The organism is Galbibacter sp. BG1 (genome assembly GCF_013391805.1).
Taxonomy (GTDB): Bacteria; Bacteroidota; Bacteroidia; order Flavobacteriales; family Flavobacteriaceae; genus Galbibacter.
Genome location: NZ_CP058364.1, coordinates 873,102 through 892,270 on the forward strand (window position 1 = coordinate 873,102; position 19,169 = coordinate 892,270).

23 protein-coding genes are annotated in these 19,169 nt (G+C 37.3%); 13 read left to right on the forward strand and 10 right to left on the reverse strand.

Annotated elements, in window-relative coordinates; all coding sequences use genetic code 11:
- Positions 1–4 precede the first annotated feature (4 nt).
- The 3 genes from HX109_RS03810 (at position 5) to HX109_RS03820 (ending at position 2,480) form a co-directional block, all read left to right on the forward strand.
- Positions 5–799, forward strand: coding sequence for an undecaprenyl-diphosphate phosphatase (locus tag HX109_RS03810; RefSeq protein ID WP_178949878.1), 795 nt, complete (start codon positions 5–7; stop codon positions 797–799).
- A 7-nt stretch (positions 800–806) separates the two neighbouring features.
- Entirely contained in the window at positions 807–1,508 is a 702-nt protein-coding gene (truB, locus tag HX109_RS03815) for a tRNA pseudouridine(55) synthase TruB (protein ID WP_178949879.1), read from the forward strand.
- A gap of 129 nt (positions 1,509–1,637) precedes the next feature.
- Positions 1,638–2,480, forward strand: a complete 843-nt coding sequence (locus HX109_RS03820) for a hypothetical protein (protein WP_178949880.1) — start codon at positions 1,638–1,640, stop codon at positions 2,478–2,480.
- Here HX109_RS03820 and HX109_RS03825 read toward each other — a convergent pair.
- Positions 2,463–3,074, reverse strand: coding sequence for a thioredoxin family protein (locus tag HX109_RS03825; protein ID WP_178949881.1), 612 nt, complete (start codon positions 3,072–3,074; stop codon positions 2,463–2,465). The two genes, HX109_RS03820 and HX109_RS03825, sit on opposite strands and share 18 nt — an antisense overlap.
- A gap of 147 nt (positions 3,075–3,221) precedes the next feature.
- Here HX109_RS03825 and HX109_RS03830 point away from each other — a divergent pair, with 147 nt between their 5' ends.
- Positions 3,222–3,791, forward strand: a complete 570-nt coding sequence (locus tag HX109_RS03830) for a DNA-3-methyladenine glycosylase I (protein ID WP_178949882.1) — start codon at positions 3,222–3,224, stop codon at positions 3,789–3,791.
- A gap of 244 nt (positions 3,792–4,035) precedes the next feature.
- Here the strand turns inward: HX109_RS03830 and aat are convergent, their stop codons facing one another.
- The 3 genes from aat to HX109_RS03845 form a co-directional block, all read right to left on the reverse strand.
- Positions 4,036–4,689: a leucyl/phenylalanyl-tRNA--protein transferase gene (gene aat, locus HX109_RS03835; protein ID WP_178949883.1), complete on the reverse strand. Its 654-nt coding sequence runs from the start codon at positions 4,687–4,689 to the stop codon at positions 4,036–4,038.
- Between the two features lie 285 nt (positions 4,690–4,974).
- The gene (locus HX109_RS03840; RefSeq protein WP_178949884.1) at positions 4,975–5,355 is read right to left on the reverse strand and encodes a DUF3127 domain-containing protein; all 381 of its coding nucleotides are present in this window, start codon (positions 5,353–5,355) and stop codon (positions 4,975–4,977) included.
- 28 nt (positions 5,356–5,383) lie between these two features.
- Complete coding sequence (locus tag HX109_RS03845) at positions 5,384–6,256, reverse strand: flavin reductase family protein (protein WP_178949885.1); 873 nt, start codon at positions 6,254–6,256, stop codon at positions 5,384–5,386.
- 167 nt (positions 6,257–6,423) lie between these two features.
- On the opposite strand from HX109_RS03845, the gene HX109_RS03850 reads away from it, so the two are divergent.
- Both HX109_RS03850 and HX109_RS03855 read left to right on the forward strand, forming a co-directional pair.
- The gene (locus HX109_RS03850; RefSeq protein ID WP_178949886.1) at positions 6,424–7,566 is read left to right on the forward strand and encodes a sensor histidine kinase; all 1,143 of its coding nucleotides are present in this window, start codon (positions 6,424–6,426) and stop codon (positions 7,564–7,566) included.
- 21 nt (positions 7,567–7,587) lie between these two features.
- A complete protein-coding gene (locus tag HX109_RS03855; protein ID WP_178949887.1) occupies positions 7,588–7,932 on the forward strand; it encodes a hypothetical protein in 345 nt (114 codons plus the stop codon).
- 4 nt (positions 7,933–7,936) lie between these two features.
- Here the strand turns inward: HX109_RS03855 and HX109_RS03860 are convergent, their stop codons facing one another.
- Positions 7,937–8,326: an HIT family protein gene (locus tag HX109_RS03860; RefSeq protein ID WP_178949888.1), complete on the reverse strand. Its 390-nt coding sequence runs from the start codon at positions 8,324–8,326 to the stop codon at positions 7,937–7,939.
- 82 nt (positions 8,327–8,408) lie between these two features.
- On the reverse strand, positions 8,409–8,726 hold the full coding sequence (gene trxA, locus HX109_RS03865) for a thioredoxin (protein WP_178949889.1): 318 nt from the start codon (positions 8,724–8,726) through the stop codon (positions 8,409–8,411).
- A gap of 169 nt (positions 8,727–8,895) precedes the next feature.
- On the opposite strand from trxA, the gene HX109_RS03870 reads away from it, so the two are divergent.
- The 3 genes from HX109_RS03870 (at position 8,896) to HX109_RS03880 (ending at position 10,648) form a co-directional block, all read left to right on the forward strand.
- The gene (locus tag HX109_RS03870) at positions 8,896–9,306 is read left to right on the forward strand and encodes a 3D domain-containing protein (RefSeq protein WP_178949890.1); all 411 of its coding nucleotides are present in this window, start codon (positions 8,896–8,898) and stop codon (positions 9,304–9,306) included.
- 84 nt (positions 9,307–9,390) lie between these two features.
- A complete protein-coding gene (locus tag HX109_RS03875; protein ID WP_178949891.1) occupies positions 9,391–9,915 on the forward strand; it encodes a 5' nucleotidase, NT5C type in 525 nt (174 codons plus the stop codon).
- 73 nt (positions 9,916–9,988) lie between these two features.
- Entirely contained in the window at positions 9,989–10,648 is a 660-nt protein-coding gene (locus tag HX109_RS03880; protein ID WP_178949892.1) for a DUF2461 domain-containing protein, read from the forward strand.
- A gap of 91 nt (positions 10,649–10,739) precedes the next feature.
- On the opposite strand, the gene HX109_RS03885 is transcribed toward HX109_RS03880, so the two are convergent.
- Entirely contained in the window at positions 10,740–11,015 is a 276-nt protein-coding gene (locus tag HX109_RS03885) for a hypothetical protein (RefSeq protein ID WP_178949893.1), read from the reverse strand.
- 115 nt (positions 11,016–11,130) lie between these two features.
- Complete coding sequence (locus tag HX109_RS03890; protein ID WP_178949894.1) at positions 11,131–12,375, reverse strand: 3-deoxy-D-manno-octulosonic acid transferase; 1,245 nt, start codon at positions 12,373–12,375, stop codon at positions 11,131–11,133.
- A 98-nt stretch (positions 12,376–12,473) separates the two neighbouring features.
- On the opposite strand from HX109_RS03890, the gene HX109_RS03895 reads away from it, so the two are divergent.
- The 4 genes from HX109_RS03895 (at position 12,474) to HX109_RS03910 (ending at position 16,886) form a co-directional block, all read left to right on the forward strand.
- Positions 12,474–13,631: a DegT/DnrJ/EryC1/StrS family aminotransferase gene (locus HX109_RS03895; RefSeq protein WP_178949895.1), complete on the forward strand. Its 1,158-nt coding sequence runs from the start codon at positions 12,474–12,476 to the stop codon at positions 13,629–13,631.
- A gap of 21 nt (positions 13,632–13,652) precedes the next feature.
- The gene (gene galE / locus HX109_RS03900; RefSeq protein WP_178949896.1) at positions 13,653–14,669 is read left to right on the forward strand and encodes a UDP-glucose 4-epimerase GalE; all 1,017 of its coding nucleotides are present in this window, start codon (positions 13,653–13,655) and stop codon (positions 14,667–14,669) included.
- 48 nt (positions 14,670–14,717) lie between these two features.
- Entirely contained in the window at positions 14,718–16,001 is a 1,284-nt protein-coding gene (locus HX109_RS03905; protein WP_178949897.1) for a metal-dependent hydrolase family protein, read from the forward strand.
- 81 nt (positions 16,002–16,082) lie between these two features.
- Positions 16,083–16,886, forward strand: a complete 804-nt coding sequence (locus HX109_RS03910) for a tryptophan-rich sensory protein (protein WP_178949898.1) — start codon at positions 16,083–16,085, stop codon at positions 16,884–16,886.
- A gap of 11 nt (positions 16,887–16,897) precedes the next feature.
- On the opposite strand, the gene HX109_RS03915 is transcribed toward HX109_RS03910, so the two are convergent.
- Both HX109_RS03915 and HX109_RS03920 read right to left on the reverse strand, forming a co-directional pair.
- Positions 16,898–18,247, reverse strand: a complete 1,350-nt coding sequence (locus HX109_RS03915; RefSeq protein WP_178949899.1) for a dihydrolipoyl dehydrogenase family protein — start codon at positions 18,245–18,247, stop codon at positions 16,898–16,900.
- 20 nt (positions 18,248–18,267) lie between these two features.
- Entirely contained in the window at positions 18,268–19,050 is a 783-nt protein-coding gene (locus HX109_RS03920) for an SDR family NAD(P)-dependent oxidoreductase (protein WP_178949900.1), read from the reverse strand.
- Positions 19,051–19,169: the final 119 nt, after the last annotated feature.

Sequence of the window (19,169 nt, forward strand, 5' to 3'; positions counted from 1 at the left end):
GAGCATGGATGTAATAGACGCAATTATCCTTGGAATTATTCAAGGGCTCACCGAATTTCTTCCGGTTTCTTCCAGCGGTCATTTAGAACTAGGCAAAGCTATTTTAGGCGACCACTCCTTACCCCAAGAAAGCCTGCTTTTTACCGTAGTGCTACATTTTGCTACTGCTTTAAGCACCATAGTGGTTTTCAGAAAAGATATATGGGACTTGTTTAAAGGGATTCTTCAATTTTCGTGGAACGACGAACTCAAATTCTCCTTGAAAATTTTAATTTCTATGATTCCAGCGGCATTAATAGGCTTTTTCTTTGAAGAACAACTGGAATTATTGTTTAATGGCAATGTGCTATTGGTTGGTTTTATGCTTATTGTAACAGCACTTTTACTCTATTTAGCCGATAAGGCAAAACATACTGGGAAACCTGTTTCTTATACCAATTCATTTGTTATTGGCGTATCTCAAGCCATTGCTATGCTTCCCGGAATTTCGCGGTCTGGTGCCACCATCTCGACTTCAGTTTTACTGGGAAACGACAAAAGTAAAGCGGCCCGATTTTCTTTTCTAATGGTAGTGCCTTTAATCTTTGGAAAAATAGCAAAAGATCTTTTAAGCGGAAACCTCTCTGTGGAAGCACAGAATACAGGAATCCTGGCCATAGGTTTTTTGGCAGCTTTTATTTCTGGGATCTTGGCATGTACTTGGATGATTAAATTGGTAAAAAACAGCAAGCTCGTTTATTTTGCAGTGTATTGCTTTATAGTTGGGCTTATAGCCATAGGCCTAGGATATTATTACTAAAAAATGGATGATGTACACGGAAGAAAATATTAAAAGCGGACAAATTTTATTGATCGATAAACCTTTAAAATGGTCTTCCTTTCAAGCGGTTAACAAACTCAAATGGGCCATTAGGAAACAATTCAACCTAAAGAAAATAAAAGTAGGCCATGCAGGAACTTTAGACCCCTTGGCCACCGGCCTTTTAATAATTTGTACGGGAAAATTCACTAAAAAAATTCCAGAACTACAAGGTCAAATTAAAGAATATACCGGTACCATTACTTTGGGAGCCACACGGCCTTCTTATGATATGGAAACCGAAATCGATCAAACTTTTTCCGTTGACCATATTTCTAAAGAAAAAATACAATCGGCCACAAAGCAATTTATTGGAGAGATCGACCAATTACCTCCGGTGTTTTCTGCTTTGAAAAAAGACGGAAAACGTTTGTATGAATATGCAAGGGAAGGCAAGGACGTTACTATTAATTCGAGGAGAATTACCATTGATACTTTTGAAATTACAGACATAAATATGCCTGAAGTTTCCTTTCGGGTAGTTTGTAGCAAAGGAACTTACATACGCTCGCTAGCCCACGATTTTGGGAGGGAATTAGATTCTGGCGCGTATTTATCCAGTTTACGAAGAACCAAAATAGGCGATTTTAACGTAGATAATGCTGTAACACCAGATGCCTTTACTGAAATGCTGCTGTCTTCAAATTAAAGTGTGCTGAGATAGTTGAAGAGGTATTTAAATGAAAAAACTGAATGCATGTTGCTTTAAAGCGTAGAAAAACCTACTCCACCAAGTGGGATTAATTTTCTATCTTTAGCTTCCAAGTCGTTTTAATAAATGAACCTAAAAGAGCTTACAAATCGGTTTAATAAAACCAGCGATAAAGTCGTTGGCGGTTTTGCAGATAGCTACCACAGGTACATTTCTTTACTATTTCAAAAAGCCAGTAAGAAACTCGATACTTTCAGCAACCAACAATTGGCCCTAGTCATATCCACCTGTCTAATGGGTATTTTTTTGTTGACTCTGGTAAATATTCAATTGGCAGACAAGCAGGAAGAAGAGTTTCTATATGAATTGAGTTTTGATGAAGAATTATTAGAGGAAGAAATTCCTTCAGAAGAAGAAATGGAGATAACCGAGCTCGAAAGTCACAAAGCTTATAATGAAGCGGAAAAAAGCGAATTTGCTGATGAAATCGACGATTTTAAGACTTTGGAAGAATTAGAACAGGAAGCTCAAGAAGCTGCCAGTGAAAACCCAGACAACTCTCAGGATTTTAATAACGACCTTTCGTTAAACGATGGCTACTCCAACGAATATGCCGAAAAACTAAAAGAACAACGAAGAAAAATAGAAGCATTAAAAAGAAAAGGAAAAGCCCCTAAAGTAAATATAAAAAGAAGGACTACCATTACTTATTCTTTGGTAGACCGCAGCCATTACGATCTCCCAAATCCTGTTTACACCTGCGAGAGTTATGGGAAAGTGGTTATTAATATTAAAGTGGATGCGGCTGGAAATGTTGTTGATGCTGAATTCAATAAAAATAGCTCTACAACCTCTAATGGATGTTTGGTTGAAAATGCCACCCAATACGCCTTACAAGCAAAATTCACCCCAAAGAACGGCGCCGAAGAGCAACCTGGAACTATTACCTATTTATTCCAAGGAGAGTAATTCCAACAAATCTTCCACTGTATTTTGTCCTTTATCCTTGTTATACCAAAGTTGTAGATCTTCCTTAAAATCTGCCGATAGCATTCCAAACTTTTCTTTTTGTTCCTTTACCATTTTAGTAGCTATTGATGGCCTGGGACCCCAACAATCTATTACCTCACTTACACTCGGGTCTACCATAATTAACTTGGGAATAGATCTACTGCCACGTGTTAAAAAGCGATTCATTAAGGCTTCATTCTCATCACGCAGCACTACTTTTAATTCGATTCTATTAGAAGCTTCGGCAAACTTTTGGATTACAGGAAGGGTTTGTGCCGCATCTCCACACCAACTTTCGGTTAAAACTACCCATATTATATTACGGTCTAATTTCGACAACCTATTCAAAACAGCTTCAGATAATTTTATGGTTTTGTCCAATCGCTTCATTCGCCTCTCGTTTAACATACTGTAATTGGATAGTGCTTCTGTTTGCTCGTTTCCCGTTGATTTTCCGTCTAAAACCAATCGTGCCACCAAGTTTCTGTATTCGCTATAAGAATATCCGCCTTCAATTGCTTGCTTTATAAGTTGTCTCACTATTTCTTCCATAAATAATCACATCATTTATGGTAAGGCTTAATTTCCGAAGAAATGTAAAGTAACCTTACCCATATTTTTCATTATCTTAGACACAAAACTAACTAAAACTTACAGTTTAAAACGCGGTGTGTTTTAACACGCTAAAAAACATTAAAAATGAATAGATGCGGTTGGTGCGAGGGAGATGCACTTTACGAAGCATATCACGACCAAGAATGGGGCGTTCCTGTCTATGATGATGCTACTATTTTTGAGTTTCTAATATTAGAAACCTTTCAAGCGGGTTTAAGTTGGATTACCATTCTACGGAAGCGAGAAAACTTCAGGAAAGCTTTCGATAATTTCGATTATAAAAAAATTGCCCAATATGATGAAGCTAAATATGAAGAATTGCTAAAAAATGAAGGCATCATTCGAAATAAACTGAAGATTAAAGCGACTATTACGAACGCGCAGAACTTTATGAAAATCCAAGAGGAATTTGGAAGTTTTAGCAAGTATATTTGGGGTTTTGTGGATGGAAAACCTATTCAAAACAAGGTAAAAGATTACAAAAAAGCCCCAGCTACAACGCCCATTTCAGATAAACTTAGTAAGGATTTAAAAAAACGCGGATTTAAATTTGTGGGTTCTACCGTTATCTATGCACACATGCAGGCTACGGGTATGGTAAACGACCATGAAGTGGATTGCTTTCGATACGAAGAGGTGAAGGCATTAGCTTAAATTAAGACTTTTAAGAGATTTCCTTATCCCCAGAATAGTAATTAAAAGCTCCGAGAGAAGGAGCGTAGGCACGGAGCGACGCGGAGTTTTGATTACGGTTTTTCGACTTCATGGTCGAAAAAATTTCTTGGATAAGGCGTCCTGCCTGCCGGCAGGCAGGTTCTTTGTTTCTTTTCTTTTGGGCGGACAAAAGAAATGAAAGGGTAACTATTAATTGAAAGAATCAATATTTATCAACGTAATACTAAATAGAGCCTAAATTATTAGATTCTAATATACTCATAAAAACTTCACGAGGTATTTCACGTGCCCCCAAAGAAGCAAGGTGATCGGTATATAACTGGCAGTCGATAAGCTTATAATTTTCTTTTTCTGCTTTTTCCGCCAAGAAGATAAAAGCAGCTTTAGAGGCATTGCTCATTTTGGAGAACATACTTTCCCCGCAAAAAATATGGCCCAAATCTACCCCATAAAGTCCGCCGACCAATTCATCCTTATGCCAAACCTCAACCGATTTAGCCCATCCTAAGTCATGAAGTTTGGTATAAGCGGCAATCATATCGTTATCAATCCAAGTACCGTCTTGCTCGTTCCTTTCAATTTTTGCGCAATTCTCGATTACCTGGTGAAAGGCCGTGTTATAAGTAATTTTAAATAATTTCTTTCTAAAAACAGCTCTCATACTTTTAGAAATCTTTACTTCGGAAGGATACAAAACCATGCGGGGATCTGGACTCCACCACAATATTAGGGATCCTTGATCGAACCAAGGAAAAATCCCTTGGCGATAAGCTTCCTTTAAACGTTCTGGAGACAGATCGCCACCCACGGCAACGACTCCATCGGAAGAAGCTGTGTGAACAGGAGGAAATTTTATATTTTCCGTAAGAAATATCATTAATCCTGAAGTTTATAATTGTAAATTAATAAAAAAAGCAATTATTTTTTAATTAAACTTGGTTTTTAAGAATAATTATTACAAATTTGATATTGCTCGATGCGATCAATTATTTTCATCATTGCTTTTTGAGTTTAACGCATTTGGCAAACCTAAAACCACAACATTAAGTCCCAATTTTTATTGGGACTTTTTTATTACAACCATTTTTAAGTTCATATTTACTTAATATCGCAAAAAAAAGAGGCGTTTGCGCGCCTCTTTCATATCTAATACATTCTTTTTTTAGAAAGGTAGATCGTCGTGATCGTCTTCATTAAAATCGTTTGCGGGTTCAAAAGCATCTTCTGGAGGCATTGGTGGCATTTCTGGCGCTCCGTTTCCAGCAGGTTGCAAGTTTTCTATACGCCAACCTTGGATAGAATTGAAATATTTAGTTTCCCCTTGAGGGTTTGTCCATTCTCTTCCCCTTAAGTTAATACTTACTTTTACCTGTTGCCCAACGTTGTAAGCATCTAGAATATCACATTTATCCTGAATAAATTCAACCATAATATGCTGGGGATATTGCTCTTCGGTGGTTACAACCATTTCTCTTTTTCTAAAACCATTGTTTCCAAAAGTTTTAGTTTCATCAATCAACTTTATTTTTCCTTGTATTTCCATGCTTCAAAAGTATTAAAATATATTTTATTTATTTCGCTAATAACAGTTTCCATGCAGAAGCCACATCGTTTTCAGCAATTAATTCTTGTGCTTTTTGGTGTTTTTTAAGTTCGTCTTTGGCACTTACAACCTCACTTATATCAGTATCATCACCAATAAATTTCTCTATTTCTTCCTTAGTTGGTAATTTTTCCACATTGGCCAAGATACCAAGATCGTTCCCCGTAAGAATTTTACTGTTTTTTACAGAGGAAGGAATGGCATCAAAGCCTATTCCCAAGCTCGAAAGCGGTTTTGGTACTTCAAACATCCCTAGGTTTGCCCTGCTATACCAATTACCACCCATTCTACTTACCAAATCTATTTTATGCTGATCTATTTGTCCATCTTCATCTAAAACCGCTTCATTAATGTGCATTTTTAAAACTTCGCACACAATTAAATTTCCAGCGCCCCCTTCTTCCCCTAAAGAAATCACTTCATTCACCCTACACTCAAACTGCACTGGAGATTCGGCGACACGAAAGGGCTTTACCAAATCTGATTCAAGCATTGTTAACCCCGATTTTTCAAACTCATTTACCCCTTTGGGATATTCTGTACTGCTCAAGGAAGCTTGTTGTACGATATCGAAATTTACAATATTAATTACCGCCTCTTTGGTCTCCAAAACATTTTCCAGGGTGTGCTTGGTGGTGTTGTCCCTCACTCTTCTATTTGCCGAAAATATCATAATCGGCGGATTAGAGCTGTACACATTAAAAAAACTAAATGGAGATAGATTTACCGTTCCATTAGCGGCAATAGTACTGGCAAATGCAATGGGCCTAGGCCCAACAGCACTTAATAAATAACCGTGAAGCTTACCCGTTGAAATTTCTTTAGGATCGATAGATAACATAACCTTGTTTTAAACAAAAATAGCGCAAATAACAGAGGCATAAAAATGTTTTGACACTATAAAAATGGGTTATTTTTAATACTATTCCCTAGCTAAAACAATAAAATCACCGCTTTTGCTTTATATTTATAGCATAAGCTCAGCTTACAAACCATTGCTTTGTTCAAATGAAAAAAACCACACGTTGGATTCTTATTATATCCTCTTTTGTAATTGTAGTTTCCATTTTATGGAATACCTACGTGTTTTTTCAGAAGTTTAAAGACGAGGAACGCACGAAAATGAAAATTTGGGCGGAAGCTCTGGGAGAATTTCTGCAAACGACAGATTTGGATCGGGATTTGGGCAACCTCACCTTGGCCGTTATAAAGAACAACACCAGCACCCCTATGATTTACGTGGGTAAAGACGGGGAAATACGCTCAAACAACTTACCAGAAAACAAAGCAGATGATTCGCTGTACATTCAGAAAAAAATACGGCAGTTTAACAGTGAAAATGTACCTATAGAAGTTACTTTTAGAAACGATCGATACGGAACACTTTACTACGGTAATTCTGATGTACTTAACAACTTAAAATTCTACCCTATTGCGTTGATATTAATTATTGTGTTCTTTAGTGCAGCAGTTTATTTCTTTTTTAGAATCTCGAAAGTAGCAGACCAAAATAAATTATGGGCAGGAATGGCAAAAGAAACCGCGCACCAAATTGGGACTCCCCTTTCTTCCCTTTTGGGATGGTCGGAGTTATTAAAGGCCGAAAATATAGACCCCACCATTACCGAGGAAATTGAAAAAGATATCGACCGACTTTCTACCATTACCGAACGCTTTTCTAAAATTGGTTCGGTCCCAAAATTAGAGAGACTGGACATCGTGGCAGAAACCAAAAATTCCTTTGATTATATAAAGGCCCGAAGTTCAAAACTGGTAGCATTTAAATTTTTGGCACCAAGCGAAGAAATTTATTGTATGATCAATTCCCAGCTCTATGGCTGGACCATAGAAAACTTAATCAAAAACGCTATCGATGCCATGAAAGGGAAGGGTGATTTAACGATTGAAATAAAAAAAGATAAGAAAACCGTAAAAGTAAACGTTATAGATAGTGGTAAAGGAATTCAAAAAAGTGATTTTACCAAAATTTTCAATCCTGGTTTTACTACCAAGAAAAGGGGATGGGGCCTTGGTTTGTCTTTGGTAAAAAGAATTATTGAAAATTACCACGATGGCAAAGTAAAAGTTTTGCATTCTGTAATCGATAAAGGAAGTACACTTCAAATTTTATTGAAAACAGAGACAGAATAAATTTTATAAAAAGAAAAGCTCGTGAGCATTAAACAAAAAGAAATTAAACAAGCTGCATTAACCAACAATTGTCCTGAATGTTTCTCTAATGAAGGGCTGTTACTTACTTTTTACCAAAAGCACATAGAAAATGCGTGGTACAAAAATGCCACCAAAGATATTAGCGATACTATAGTTTGTAAAAATTGCAAAACAGACATCTATCCTGTACGTTGGACGGATGATATTGAAAGAGTGCGGGAATTTTATTTAAAAACGGTGGATAGCCCCAAAACATTTTTTAAGCTCACACAACTATCAATTTTTGTAATGATAGGTATTGTGGTAACCGCTATTGCAATTTTTATTTTTATGCAACAACAATAATGGTTTACAAAGCGGCATTCACTTTTTTAGCCAATGCTTTAAACTCCGCTTCTGTTAAAGAAACTTTATGCTGAAAAGTCATTTCGCTCATGGCATTTAAAGGGATTAAGTGTACATGTACATGCGGCACTTCCAGTCCGACAACAGCAATCCCAACCCGTTTACAATCTACCGTTTTTTCCAATGCTTTGGCCACTTTTCGAGAAAATGCCATTAGGCCCATATAAGTTTCCTCATCAAGATCAAAAATCTTATCGACCTCTTTTTTAGGTATACAAAGAGTATGCCCAATCGCATTTGGATTTATATCCAGAAAGGCATAAAAGTTATCGTCTTCTGCAATTTTATAACTTGGTATTTCCCCGTTGATAATCTTTGTAAAAACTGAAGCCATTAGAATGAGGTATTTAAGTACTACTAAAATAAAAAAGGTTTGACCCGTAGCCAAACCTTTTTTATAAAAGAAAATTGTTTTTTTACAACAATCCGTCGATTGCTTCGCTGTATGCCGTTTTAGGAGCAACTCCTACTTGGCGACCTACCACTTCCCCATTTTGGAAAACCAATACCGTAGGTATATTTCTTACACCGTATTTGGCTGCAAATTCTTGGTTGGCATCTACATCTACTTTCCCAATTACTGCTTTTCCATCGTATTCTTCAGAAAGCTGATCTATAATTGGAGCTACCATTCTACATGGGCCACACCAAGCTGCCCAAAAATCTACTAAAACTGGTTTGTCGCTTTTTAAAACTACTTCATCAAAAGTAGCGTCTGTTATCTCTAAAGCCATTTTGTATAATTTTAATTCTTATTCTTTTTACTATTGTTCTGCAAATTTAGTCAATTATTTCTCCATTCCTTACAGGAGGGGTATTTGTTTTGATTATCAAAGTATTTAATTTGCCAATAGTTCAATACAACCAACAATTTAATTCAAACCAAATCGTTATCTTGGGTATATGAAAATGCTTTTTACCATACTTTGCTTTCAGTGTTTTGTGCTCCCATCGTTTTGCCAAGAAGCCGGTTTTAATGAGGATGAAATGAAATGGGTTCCTTTGTATGTTAAAGTATCGGCTTACAACTCAGTAGAAAGTCAAACAGTAGGGCATCCTGCATTGAGTGCGTGGGGAGATACGCTTCAACCCGGAATGAAAGCAATAGCCATCTCTAGGGATTTAATGAAATTGGGCATTACCCACAACACTCCTATAAAAATTGAAGGTTTCGACGGATTTTACCTAGTTAAGGACAAAATGAATGCCCGCTACCGAAAGAAAATAGACATTTATATGGGCCTAGAACTTCAAAAAGCCAGAGAATTCGGGAATAAACATTTGAAGATCTGGTATGGTATTCCGACCGAATAAAATTTTACAGATGTACTTCCAACAGCCTCTATTTCATAAATAGTTAATATCTTACCCAATAAATTTTAATTTAAAGCTTGAAACATGACCATTTTTGTAGACATGGACGAGGTAATGGCAGATACCTATAACGCACATATAGAACAATACAATAAAGATTTTGAGACCTGCCTAACGGTAGAAGAATGCCATGGAAAAGAGGTTTGGCAAAGTGTTCCAGAAGAACATCAAAAAAGTATTCGTAAGCATGCTCATAACGAAGGTTTTTTTAGAATGATAAAACCCATTGAAAACAGCCAAAGGGTGCTCAAAGAGTTGTCGGAAGTGCATGATGTATATATTGCATCGGCAGCAATGGAATTTCCTTTATCCTTGTTGGATAAATACCGCTGGCTAGATGAACATTTCCCTTTTATACATTGGAAAAAAAGAATTTTATGTGGGGACAAACATATTTTAAAGGGCGATGTACTAATAGACGACAGAAGTTTTAACCTGGAACATTTTGACGGGCGCTCCATTATGTTCACCTCTCCGCACAATGTCCATACAAAAGGATTTGAGCGTGTCGATAATTGGAATGAGGTAAGGGAGCTGCTTATGAAATAGATGTATAAAAATGAAGTAATCGCTCTTATAAAATCTAACTTTTCAATCAACTTCCTTATCTTTAAGAGAAAAAATGAGCTTTTACAAAATGTTCGATTTCCTTAGGGAATTAAACAAAAACAACAACAAAGAATGGATGGATGCCCACCGAAAAGAGTATCATGAAGTTCGTGACTTTTATATCGATTGGCTCAATGAAATGGATATGAAATTAGCCAATGTAAATCCTAATTACAGTCATACTCCAGGCAAAAAAGCCATCAATAGAATAAATAATAATTTACTTTACCATCCGAACAAACCTGTTTATAAGGATCATTTTGGAGCCGGACTCGATTTAGAAAAAGGAAAAGGGGATTTTTACATCCATCTTGGCATCAATGGGAGTTTTCTTGCTGGTGGATTTTATAAACCAAAAAGCAATACACTAAAAAGCATTCGGGATGCTATCGATTATAATGGAGAGAAATTAAAAGGGATTATCGAAAAACCATCCTTTAAAAAAATGTTTGGCGATCTTGAAGATGAAGAAATGCTAAAAACATCCCCCAAAGGTTATTCGCAAGACCACAAACATATAGATTTGTTGAGGCATAAAAGTTTTGCGGTTATTCGTACCGTCACCCAAAAAGAAGTATTGGACGATTCTTTTAACGATCACGTTATCGAAGTCTATAAAGAAATGCTGCCTTTCCGCGAATATTTAAACGAAGCGGTAACGGTAAAAGGCTAGAATGGTAGTATTCTAAAACTAAAAACCCGATGCTTGGCATCGGGTTTTCTATTACTCCTATTAAAGAAGTTTTTCTTTTTGTAAACTCTAATTAAGCTTTGTCAGCAGGCTCTTCAACCTCTTCCTCTACTTCTTCAGCAGCGTTCTCAACACCTTCTTTAGTGTCTTCAGCAGCCTCTTCAATAGCGTCTCCTGTATCTTCAGCAGCTTCTTCCATAGCAGCACCTGTGTCTTCAGCAGCCTCTTCTACATCATCAGCAGCGTTTTCGATTGCATCCTCTGCTTTTTCTTCTTTAGTTTCTTTACAAGAAACAGCTGTAAATCCAATTGCTAATACTAGAGCTAAACTTAAAATTACTTTTTTCATGGTTTTCTTTGTTTAAATGTTTACTTAAATTTTGCAACACGAATGTAATAATATTTTTTATTCGTTTACAAATAATTTTACAGCATTTTTAACAATTTTATGGATGCCGCAAAAATCATTTAATTAATTTACGAATGTAACTACCTATTTGGATCATTGATCCTTTATTTTTATTTATAAAATTATCATTTATCGCCCCAACCTTCTTTAAATCCTCTTGATTTTCAATTAGATAATCAATTTCATTCGCAAAATCATTTTTGTTCGAAATGGAAATTATTCCGCCAAGTGAAACCAATTTTTCAGCTTCAATAAAGCCAGAATAATTCTTACCGATAAATACAGGGATGCCAAAAACGGCCGGCTCCAATGTATTATGCAATCCTGTATTACCCATACCACCGCCAACATATGCCATATCTGCATAATTATACACCTTGGTAAGCAAACCAATAGTGTCTAAAATTAGCACATCATAATCGGCCAGTTGCTTATTTTCTTTTTCTGAAAAAAGCACCACTTTTTTATGAAAGCCATTCTTTAACTTCTCTATTAAATGAGGTTTTATATTGTGAGGGGCTATAATATATTTTAATCTTTTGGAAGAATCCCGATTAATATAATCTACCAAGATCTTTTCGTCCTCCGGCCATGTACTTCCAGCCACAAGACATAAATTTTCTTGCTTAAACTCCTGTACAAACTCTAAATGATTATCCCTTTTCAATATTTCTGCCACCCGATCGAAACGGGTATCGCCACTTACCGTTACATTTTCTATGTTTATTTTTCTTAGCAATTCTTTAGACCTTTCGTCTTGAACAAAAAAATGATTGAAGGTTTGCAACGATTTTCTCATAAACGCTCCATACCAATGAAAAAACGATTGCCGCTCCCTAAATATTCCTGAAATTAATAAGGTGGGTATTTTTCTTTTTTTTAATCCGGAAAGATAATTGGGCCAAAATTCGTATTTCACAAAAATGGCGAGTTGCGGATTTACAATCTCTAAAAACTGTCTTACATTGAATTTGGTATCCAGCGGAAGGTAACAAACTACATCTGCAGCACCTGTGTTTTTTTTCACCTCGTAACCTGAAGGGGAAAAGAACGTTACTAAAATTTTATGCCCTGGAAAATCTTTTCGTGCTTGCTCCATAACTGGCAAACCCTGTTCAAACTCCCCCAAAGAAGCCGTATGAAACCAAATTACTTTATCATCTTTGGTAATTTCTGAGACCAAAAAACTAAAAACCCCTTTTCTCCCATCGACAAAAAGCTTTAGCTTTTCATTGAAAATAGCGGCAATACCAACAAAAAATCTGGTTAAATAAACTAGAATATTATATAAAAAAAACACTTTTCTCCTTTTGTCGCTAAAATACGTTACTTTCTGTTAATACATTGGGTACGGTAACTTAATTTTGTAATTTTGTAGCTACTTAAGACCATATCTCCATGAGAAAAATACAGATGGTTGACTTGCAAAGTCAATACGAATTCATAAAAGAAAAAGTAAATAATTCCATAACCGAAGTTTTAGAATCTGCAGCTTTTATAAACGGCCCCGAAGTTCATAATTTTCAAAAAGAACTCGAGGCGTATTTAGGTGTAAAGCACGTAATCCCTTGCGCTAATGGCACAGACGCCTTGCAAATCGCCATGATGGGACTCGATCTTAAGCCCGGAGATGAGGTAATTACTGTAGACTTTACTTTTGCGGCCACAGTAGAAGTAATTGGTTTGTTACAGCTTACCCCTGTTTTGGTAGATGTAGAGCCCGATACTTTTAATATGGATGTAGACGCTCTTAAAAAAGCAATTACACCAAAAACTAAAGCTATAGTTCCTGTACACCTATTTGGTCAATGCGCCAATATGGAAGCCATCATGGAAATTGCTGAGGCACATAATTTATATGTTATAGAAGACAACGCCCAGGCCATTGGAGCCGATTATACCTTTAAAAACGGAACAACAAAAAAGGCTGGAACTATGGGAGATGTAGGTGCTACTTCTTTCTTCCCCTCTAAAAACCTTGGTTGTTATGGCGACGGCGGAGCTATTTTTACCAATAACGACGAATTGGCCCACACTTTACGTGGAATTGTAAACCACGGAATGTACGAACGCTACCATCACGATGTCGTTGGGGTCAACTCTAGGTTAGATTCCATTCAAGCGGCTGTTCTTAGGGCTAAACTTCCGCTTCTGGACAGTTACAACCAAAAAAGAAGGGACGCTGCCAGAAAATACACTGCCTCTTTAAAAGATAACAAACATATAATTACACCGCGACTTAATGCCCCCTGCGGAAAAGACCGTATATGCGACACTTGCAATTGTCATGTTTTTCACCAGTACACTTTACGTATTACCAACGGAAAAAGAGATGCGCTGGTAAAATTTTTAAACGATAGCGGTATCCCATGCGGTGTTTACTACCCAATACCCTTGCATTTGCAAAAGGCTTATAGGGACGATAGGTACAACGAGGGGGATTTTACCGTTACAAATCTATTGGTTAAAGAAGTAGTTTCTTTACCGATGCACACCGAATTGGACGACGACCAAATATTATTCATTACAGATAAAATCAAAGAATTTTTAGATTAACCAGAAACAGAAAACTTTTACATGAAAATATTAGTTACCGGAGGACTCGGTTTTATAGGGTCTCACACCGTAGTAGAACTACAAAACAAAGGATTTGAAGTAATTATCATAGACAACCTATCCAATTCTTCCACCGATGTACTGGAAGGGATAAAAGCCATCACAGGCAAAGAACCTCTTTTTGAAAAATTAGACTTGCGTGAGAAAGACTCGGTTGCCGATTTTTTTAAAAAACATACCGATGTAAAAGGGGTTATCCACTTTGCAGCTTCTAAAGCTGTTGGGGAAAGTGTTGAAAAACCACTTCTCTACTACGAAAACAATCTTAGCACCTTGGTTTATCTTCTGAAAGAATTATCGGTAAAAGACGATGCTTCCTTTATTTTTAGCTCTTCCTGTACGGTTTACGGGCAAGCTGATGAATTACCAATTACAGAAGATGCCCCAGTGAAAAAAGCTGAATCCCCTTACGGAAACACCAAACAAATTGGGGAAGAAATTATTCAAGACACCTGTAAAGTGTATCAAAACATAAAAGCGATTTCGTTAAGGTATTTTAACCCCATTGGCGCACACGAAAGCGCTAATATTGGCGAACTTCCTTTGGGTGTCCCTCAAAATCTTGTGCCCTTTATTACCCAAACCGGTGTTGGTTTGCGAAAGCAACTTTCTGTTTTTGGGGACGATTATCCAACAACAGATGGTACCTGTATTCGAGATTACATTCACGTTGTAGACTTGGCAAAAGCACATGTTATCGCGCTAGAGCGCTTAATGGAGAATAAAAACAAAACCAACTACGAAGTTTTCAATGTTGGTACAGGCACTGGAAGTTCTGTTTTGGAAGTAATTAAAAGTTTCGAAAAAGTAGCCGATAAAGAACTTAATTACAAAATAGTAGACAGGCGCGCCGGGGATGTTATTGCAGCATATGCAGACACTACCAAAGCCAACGAAGAATTAGGGTGGAAAGCAAAATCTACCTTGGATGAAGCAATGGCATCCGCATGGAAATGGGAACAAAAAGTTAGATCTTAATAAGATCTAACTCTTTAGGATCCTGTATTAAATTTAAAAACCAACCTTATGAAATTAAAATACCTTCTTAGTGCCTGTTGTTTTATGCTTACCATTTTAATGAGCGCACAAAACATGTATCTCCATTGCGGAAAAATTATCGATACCAAAAACGCAAAAGTGCTCAACGAAAAAACCATTGTTGTTTCTGGGAATAAAATAAAGAGCATCGATAATGGCTACTTGCAACCTAGTAATTCCAAAGACGTAGTGGTAGACCTCAAGAATAAAACAGTGCTTCCTGGATTAATGGATTTTCATGTTCATTTGGAGTCGGAAACCAATCCTAATGCTTATTTACAGGAATTCACTTTAAACGAAGCCGATGTGGCTTTTACTTCCCAAGAAATTGCTTCGCGAACCTTAATGGCCGGTTTTACTACCGTACGTGATTTGGGCGGTAGTGGCGTGAACATTGCGTTAAGAAATGCCATTAACCAGGGAAAAGTTGAAGGCCCCAGAATTTTTACAGCAGGGAAATCGTTGGCAACCACTGGAGGACATGCCGACCCCACCAACGGTTACCGAAAAGACTTACAGGGTGATCCAGGCCCAAAAGAAGGTGTGGTGAATAGCGTCGATGAAGCCAAAAAAGCAGTAAGGCAACGGTACAAAAATGGGGCAGACCTTATTAAAATTACAGCTACTGGAGGCGTACTAAGCGTGGCGAAAAATGGTCAAAACCCACAATTTACCCTAGAAGAAATAAAGGCCATCTGCGAAACGGCGGCTGATTATGGTTTTCATGTTGCTGCTCATGCCCATGGGGACGAAGGTATGCAACGTGCTGTAAAAGGTGGGGTAAAAACCATTGAGCACGGTACATTAATGAGTGATGAAACCATGGAACTTATGAAACAAAATGAAGTTTATTTGGTTCCTACGATTACCGCTGGAAAATCGGTTTCTGAAAAGGCAAAAATTGACGGGTATTACCCCGATGTTATTGTGCCTAAAGCATTGAATATTGGTCCGAAAATTCAAAATACCTTCGCAAAAGCTTACAAAAAAGGGGTTCCTATAGCATTTGGCACCGATGCCGGGGTATTTACCCATGGTGAGAACGCAAAAGAATTTGGATATATGGTTGAAGCCGGAATGAAACCGATGGAAGCCTTACAATCGGCAACCATTACCAATGCGAAAATTATTAAAAAAGAAAACGAATTGGGACAGATTGCTCCTGGTTTTCTTGCAGATATTATTGCAGTGGAAGAAAATCCTATAGACGAGATTAAGACTTTGGAAAACGTTGTATTTGTAATGAAAGACGGAAAAATTTACAAACAATAAGTAAGTTTAATAGACCAAATAAACTACTTAAAATGTAACTTCTCCTCAAATATTCTTATCTTAGAATACAACAAAATTTCTATGAAGAATTCAAAAACCCTCGCTATTGTAAACACGGTAAGTGTGCTATTGGTAATTGCCATTAATTATATTTCGCAAGCACTACGCCTTAATGGAAACACCATTGGGGAATTGAGCGACGAATACGATAATCTTTTCACGCCCGCCGGCTATGCTTTCGCTATTTGGGGGATTATATATTTAGGATTAATAGCCTTTGTGATATTCCAAATTAGACGGGCATTTTTCAGCAAAAAAGAATCGGGATTCATTAAAGACATTGGTTTTAACTTTGCCATGGCAAATCTGGCAAATTCGTTATGGGTTTTCGCTTGGCTTTATGAATACACGCTGGTTTCTGTATTTTTAATGCTCGTCATTCTATTTTCACTGATCCGGATTATTTTAAAAGCAAACATGGAAAAATGGGATGCCCCCATAGAAATTATAGCCTTTGTTTGGTGGCCTATTTGTATTTATTCCGGATGGATTGCAGTGGCTACCATTGCAAATATTTCTGCATATCTTTCTAAAATTGGATTCGATGGTGGCGCACTTTCGGAAGTTTCATGGACCATGATAATGATTATGGTAGCTACGGTATTAAACGTAGTGATGATTTACAAAAGAAACATGCGGGAATTCGCGGGCGTTGGTGTTTGGGCTTTGGCCGCTATTTATGTAAGACATCGTGAAACACAGGAAAATATTGCATATATAGCCATTGGAGGCGCTGTAATTATAGTAATTTATATGCTTCTTCACGGTTACAAAAACCGGGCTACGGCTCCGCATATAAAATTAAAACAACGGTTACAGTCTTAAGGTTTATCTATCTAAAACATACTTTGTATATCGCTACCCCAGCTAGGATAGGTGAAAATTATATTTTTTAAATCTTCCACCGTCATTTCACCATAAATAGCCATTGCAAATAGGTTAATGACCTCACTTGCCTCTGGGCCTACCAAATGTGCTCCTAAAATTTTCCCCGATTGTTTCTCCACAATGGTTTTAAAAGCGTAATAATCAGTATTTATACGTTTGGCATTGAACCAATAAGGAACGGAGTCCGTTTTGATGATGATTTCTTTTCTTAACTGTTTAGCTTCGTCTACGGAAATTCCTACGGAAGCAACATTGGGTAAAGTAAACACTACAGAAGGCGCTTCTTTGTAACCTGTTTTGACTCGATTTCCATTTTTTAAATTTTCAGCAACTATTTTACCCTCTTTAGTAGAAAAAGGGGTTAAAGGTAGTGCATGTGCTGAAACATCCCCACAGGCATACACGCTTTTATTGGTGGTACTCTGAAGGAATTCATTTACCTCAACACCATTTTTATGATATGCTATAGCACCTTTTTCAAGATTTAATCCAGCAATCGACGGAACCCTCCCCGAAGTATTAAATACCATTTCTGCTTTTATGGATTGCTTCTCTCCTTCTTTTTCATAGGTAACCCTAAAATTCTTTTGAAGCTTTTCCACTGATTCCACCTCCGATTCAAAAACAAATTTAATTCCCAAATCTTTGGATGCCGCCGTAACGTGTGCCACCATATCTTCATCGAAAACAGACAAAGGCCGTTTTCCATGATCCATAACTGTAACCTCGACACCAAAACGAGCTGCCATATGGGCAAACTCCATCCCCACGTACCCAGCTCCTATAAAGATCATACTTTCTGGTAATGTTGGTAACGACAAAAAGTCGTCGCTGTTTTTTAAGAGATCTGCCCCTTCAAAAGTTAAGTTTCTCGGCTGTTTCCCAGAGGCGATTACTATTTTTTTAGCTTGAACTTTCTTACCTTCCACCAGCAGGGTATTTTCATCTAAAAACTCCGGCGATTGATGATACATATGGATACCAGCTTTTTTTAAACTCTCCTCCGTTTTTCGTGGAATTTTAGCTGTAAACTCTTTTTTAAAGTCCATTACCTGTTTCCAAGTGCTCTTTGGAAGTGTTGCTACACCTTTACCCTCCAAATCTTTTGCTCTTTGGAGTATTTCCGTGGTTGCCAAAATTACTTTTTTGGGATCGCAACCTCTGTTCGCACAGGTCCCACCGAATTCCCTTTTATCGGCCACGGCCACCTTCATGCCAGCTTCAGCACAGGAATAGGCCACCGTTTGCCCGGCAATTCCGCTCCCTATTACAAACACATCAAAAGTCTCTATCTTCATTCGTTAATTTTCATTTCATATTAAAATGCAGTTTTTACCACACCTCCATCTGCCTTTAGCGCCGCTCCATTGGTAGCTGAAGAAAGCGGACTTGCAACGTAGGCAACCATATTGGCAATTTCCTGTGGATCTATAAACCGTTGCAATAAAGATGCTGGTCTTTCTGTATTGAAAAATTCTTTTTCCACTTCTTCCCTATTATCTTCATCCACATCGGCAAAGTCTTTAACCCCTTCAGAAAATGTTGGCCCTGGTAAAACCGAATTTACGGTTACATTGGTTCCTTTTGTCGTTTCAGAAATACCCCTGGAAATAGCCAACTGCGCGGTTTTGGTCATTCCGTAATGCACCATTTCTTCTGGAATATTAATACCACTTTCACTGGAAATAAAAATAATCCTTCCCCAATCCCGTCTTTTCATACTCGGCAAAAAAGCCCTTGAGAGCCTAACCCCGCTCATGACATTAATATCGTAAAATCGTTGCCAGTCATTATCAGGGATCTCTTCAAATGGTTTAGGTTCGAAAACCCCGACATTATTAACCAAAATATCAATATCACTTAAATTATTGATTAATGATTTTATTTCTTCAGGGCTTGAAAAATCACAAGCTATTCCAGATATTTTTGATTTTGGAGCAGCTTCCTTGAGTTTTTTAAGCGCCTCGTCTACCGAGTCTTCACTTCTTCCATTAATAATCACTTCTGCCCCTTCTTCGGCTAGGGTCTTGGCAATAGCAAAACCTATTCCTTTGGTAGACCCAGAAATAAATGCTCTTTTTCCTTGTAACTGTAAATCCATAATGCACTTTTTATTTACTTCAAATTATTCATTCAAAACGAGATATGAAAGCTTCTGCCGTGTTTTAAGTTTAATTTAGCTTTTATAATGTTGTTGCATTCTGTTATCTTTGCCGAAAA

Coding starts and splice junctions, on each gene's coding strand:
- HX109_RS03870 (WP_178949890.1), top strand. CDS start 8,896: ATGAAAATGCTTTTTACCATACTTTGCTTTCAGTGTTTTGTGCTCCCA.
- HX109_RS03840 (WP_178949884.1), bottom strand. CDS start 5,355: ATGGAAATACAAGGAAAAATAAAGTTGATTGATGAAACTAAAACTTTT.
- trxA (WP_178949889.1), bottom strand. CDS start 8,726: ATGGCTTTAGAGATAACAGACGCTACTTTTGATGAAGTAGTTTTAAAA.
- HX109_RS03895 (WP_178949895.1), top strand. CDS start 12,474: ATGAGAAAAATACAGATGGTTGACTTGCAAAGTCAATACGAATTCATA.
- HX109_RS03915 (WP_178949899.1), bottom strand. CDS start 18,247: ATGAAGATAGAGACTTTTGATGTGTTTGTAATAGGGAGCGGAATTGCC.
- galE (WP_178949896.1), top strand. CDS start 13,653: ATGAAAATATTAGTTACCGGAGGACTCGGTTTTATAGGGTCTCACACC.
- aat (WP_178949883.1), bottom strand. CDS start 4,689: ATGATATTTCTTACGGAAAATATAAAATTTCCTCCTGTTCACACAGCT.
- HX109_RS03885 (WP_178949893.1), bottom strand. CDS start 11,015: ATGAAAAAAGTAATTTTAAGTTTAGCTCTAGTATTAGCAATTGGATTT.
- HX109_RS03880 (WP_178949892.1), top strand. CDS start 9,989: ATGAGCTTTTACAAAATGTTCGATTTCCTTAGGGAATTAAACAAAAAC.
- HX109_RS03920 (WP_178949900.1), bottom strand. CDS start 19,050: ATGGATTTACAGTTACAAGGAAAAAGAGCATTTATTTCTGGGTCTACC.
- HX109_RS03860 (WP_178949888.1), bottom strand. CDS start 8,326: ATGGCTTCAGTTTTTACAAAGATTATCAACGGGGAAATACCAAGTTAT.
- HX109_RS03845 (WP_178949885.1), bottom strand. CDS start 6,256: ATGTTATCTATCGATCCTAAAGAAATTTCAACGGGTAAGCTTCACGGT.
- HX109_RS03825 (WP_178949881.1), bottom strand. CDS start 3,074: ATGGAAGAAATAGTGAGACAACTTATAAAGCAAGCAATTGAAGGCGGA.
- HX109_RS03850 (WP_178949886.1), top strand. CDS start 6,424: ATGAAAAAAACCACACGTTGGATTCTTATTATATCCTCTTTTGTAATT.
- HX109_RS03810 (WP_178949878.1), top strand. CDS start 5: ATGGATGTAATAGACGCAATTATCCTTGGAATTATTCAAGGGCTCACC.
- HX109_RS03820 (WP_178949880.1), top strand. CDS start 1,638: ATGAACCTAAAAGAGCTTACAAATCGGTTTAATAAAACCAGCGATAAA.
- truB (WP_178949879.1), top strand. CDS start 807: ATGATGTACACGGAAGAAAATATTAAAAGCGGACAAATTTTATTGATC.
- HX109_RS03875 (WP_178949891.1), top strand. CDS start 9,391: ATGACCATTTTTGTAGACATGGACGAGGTAATGGCAGATACCTATAAC.
- HX109_RS03905 (WP_178949897.1), top strand. CDS start 14,718: ATGAAATTAAAATACCTTCTTAGTGCCTGTTGTTTTATGCTTACCATT.
- HX109_RS03830 (WP_178949882.1), top strand. CDS start 3,222: ATGAATAGATGCGGTTGGTGCGAGGGAGATGCACTTTACGAAGCATAT.
- HX109_RS03910 (WP_178949898.1), top strand. CDS start 16,083: ATGAAGAATTCAAAAACCCTCGCTATTGTAAACACGGTAAGTGTGCTA.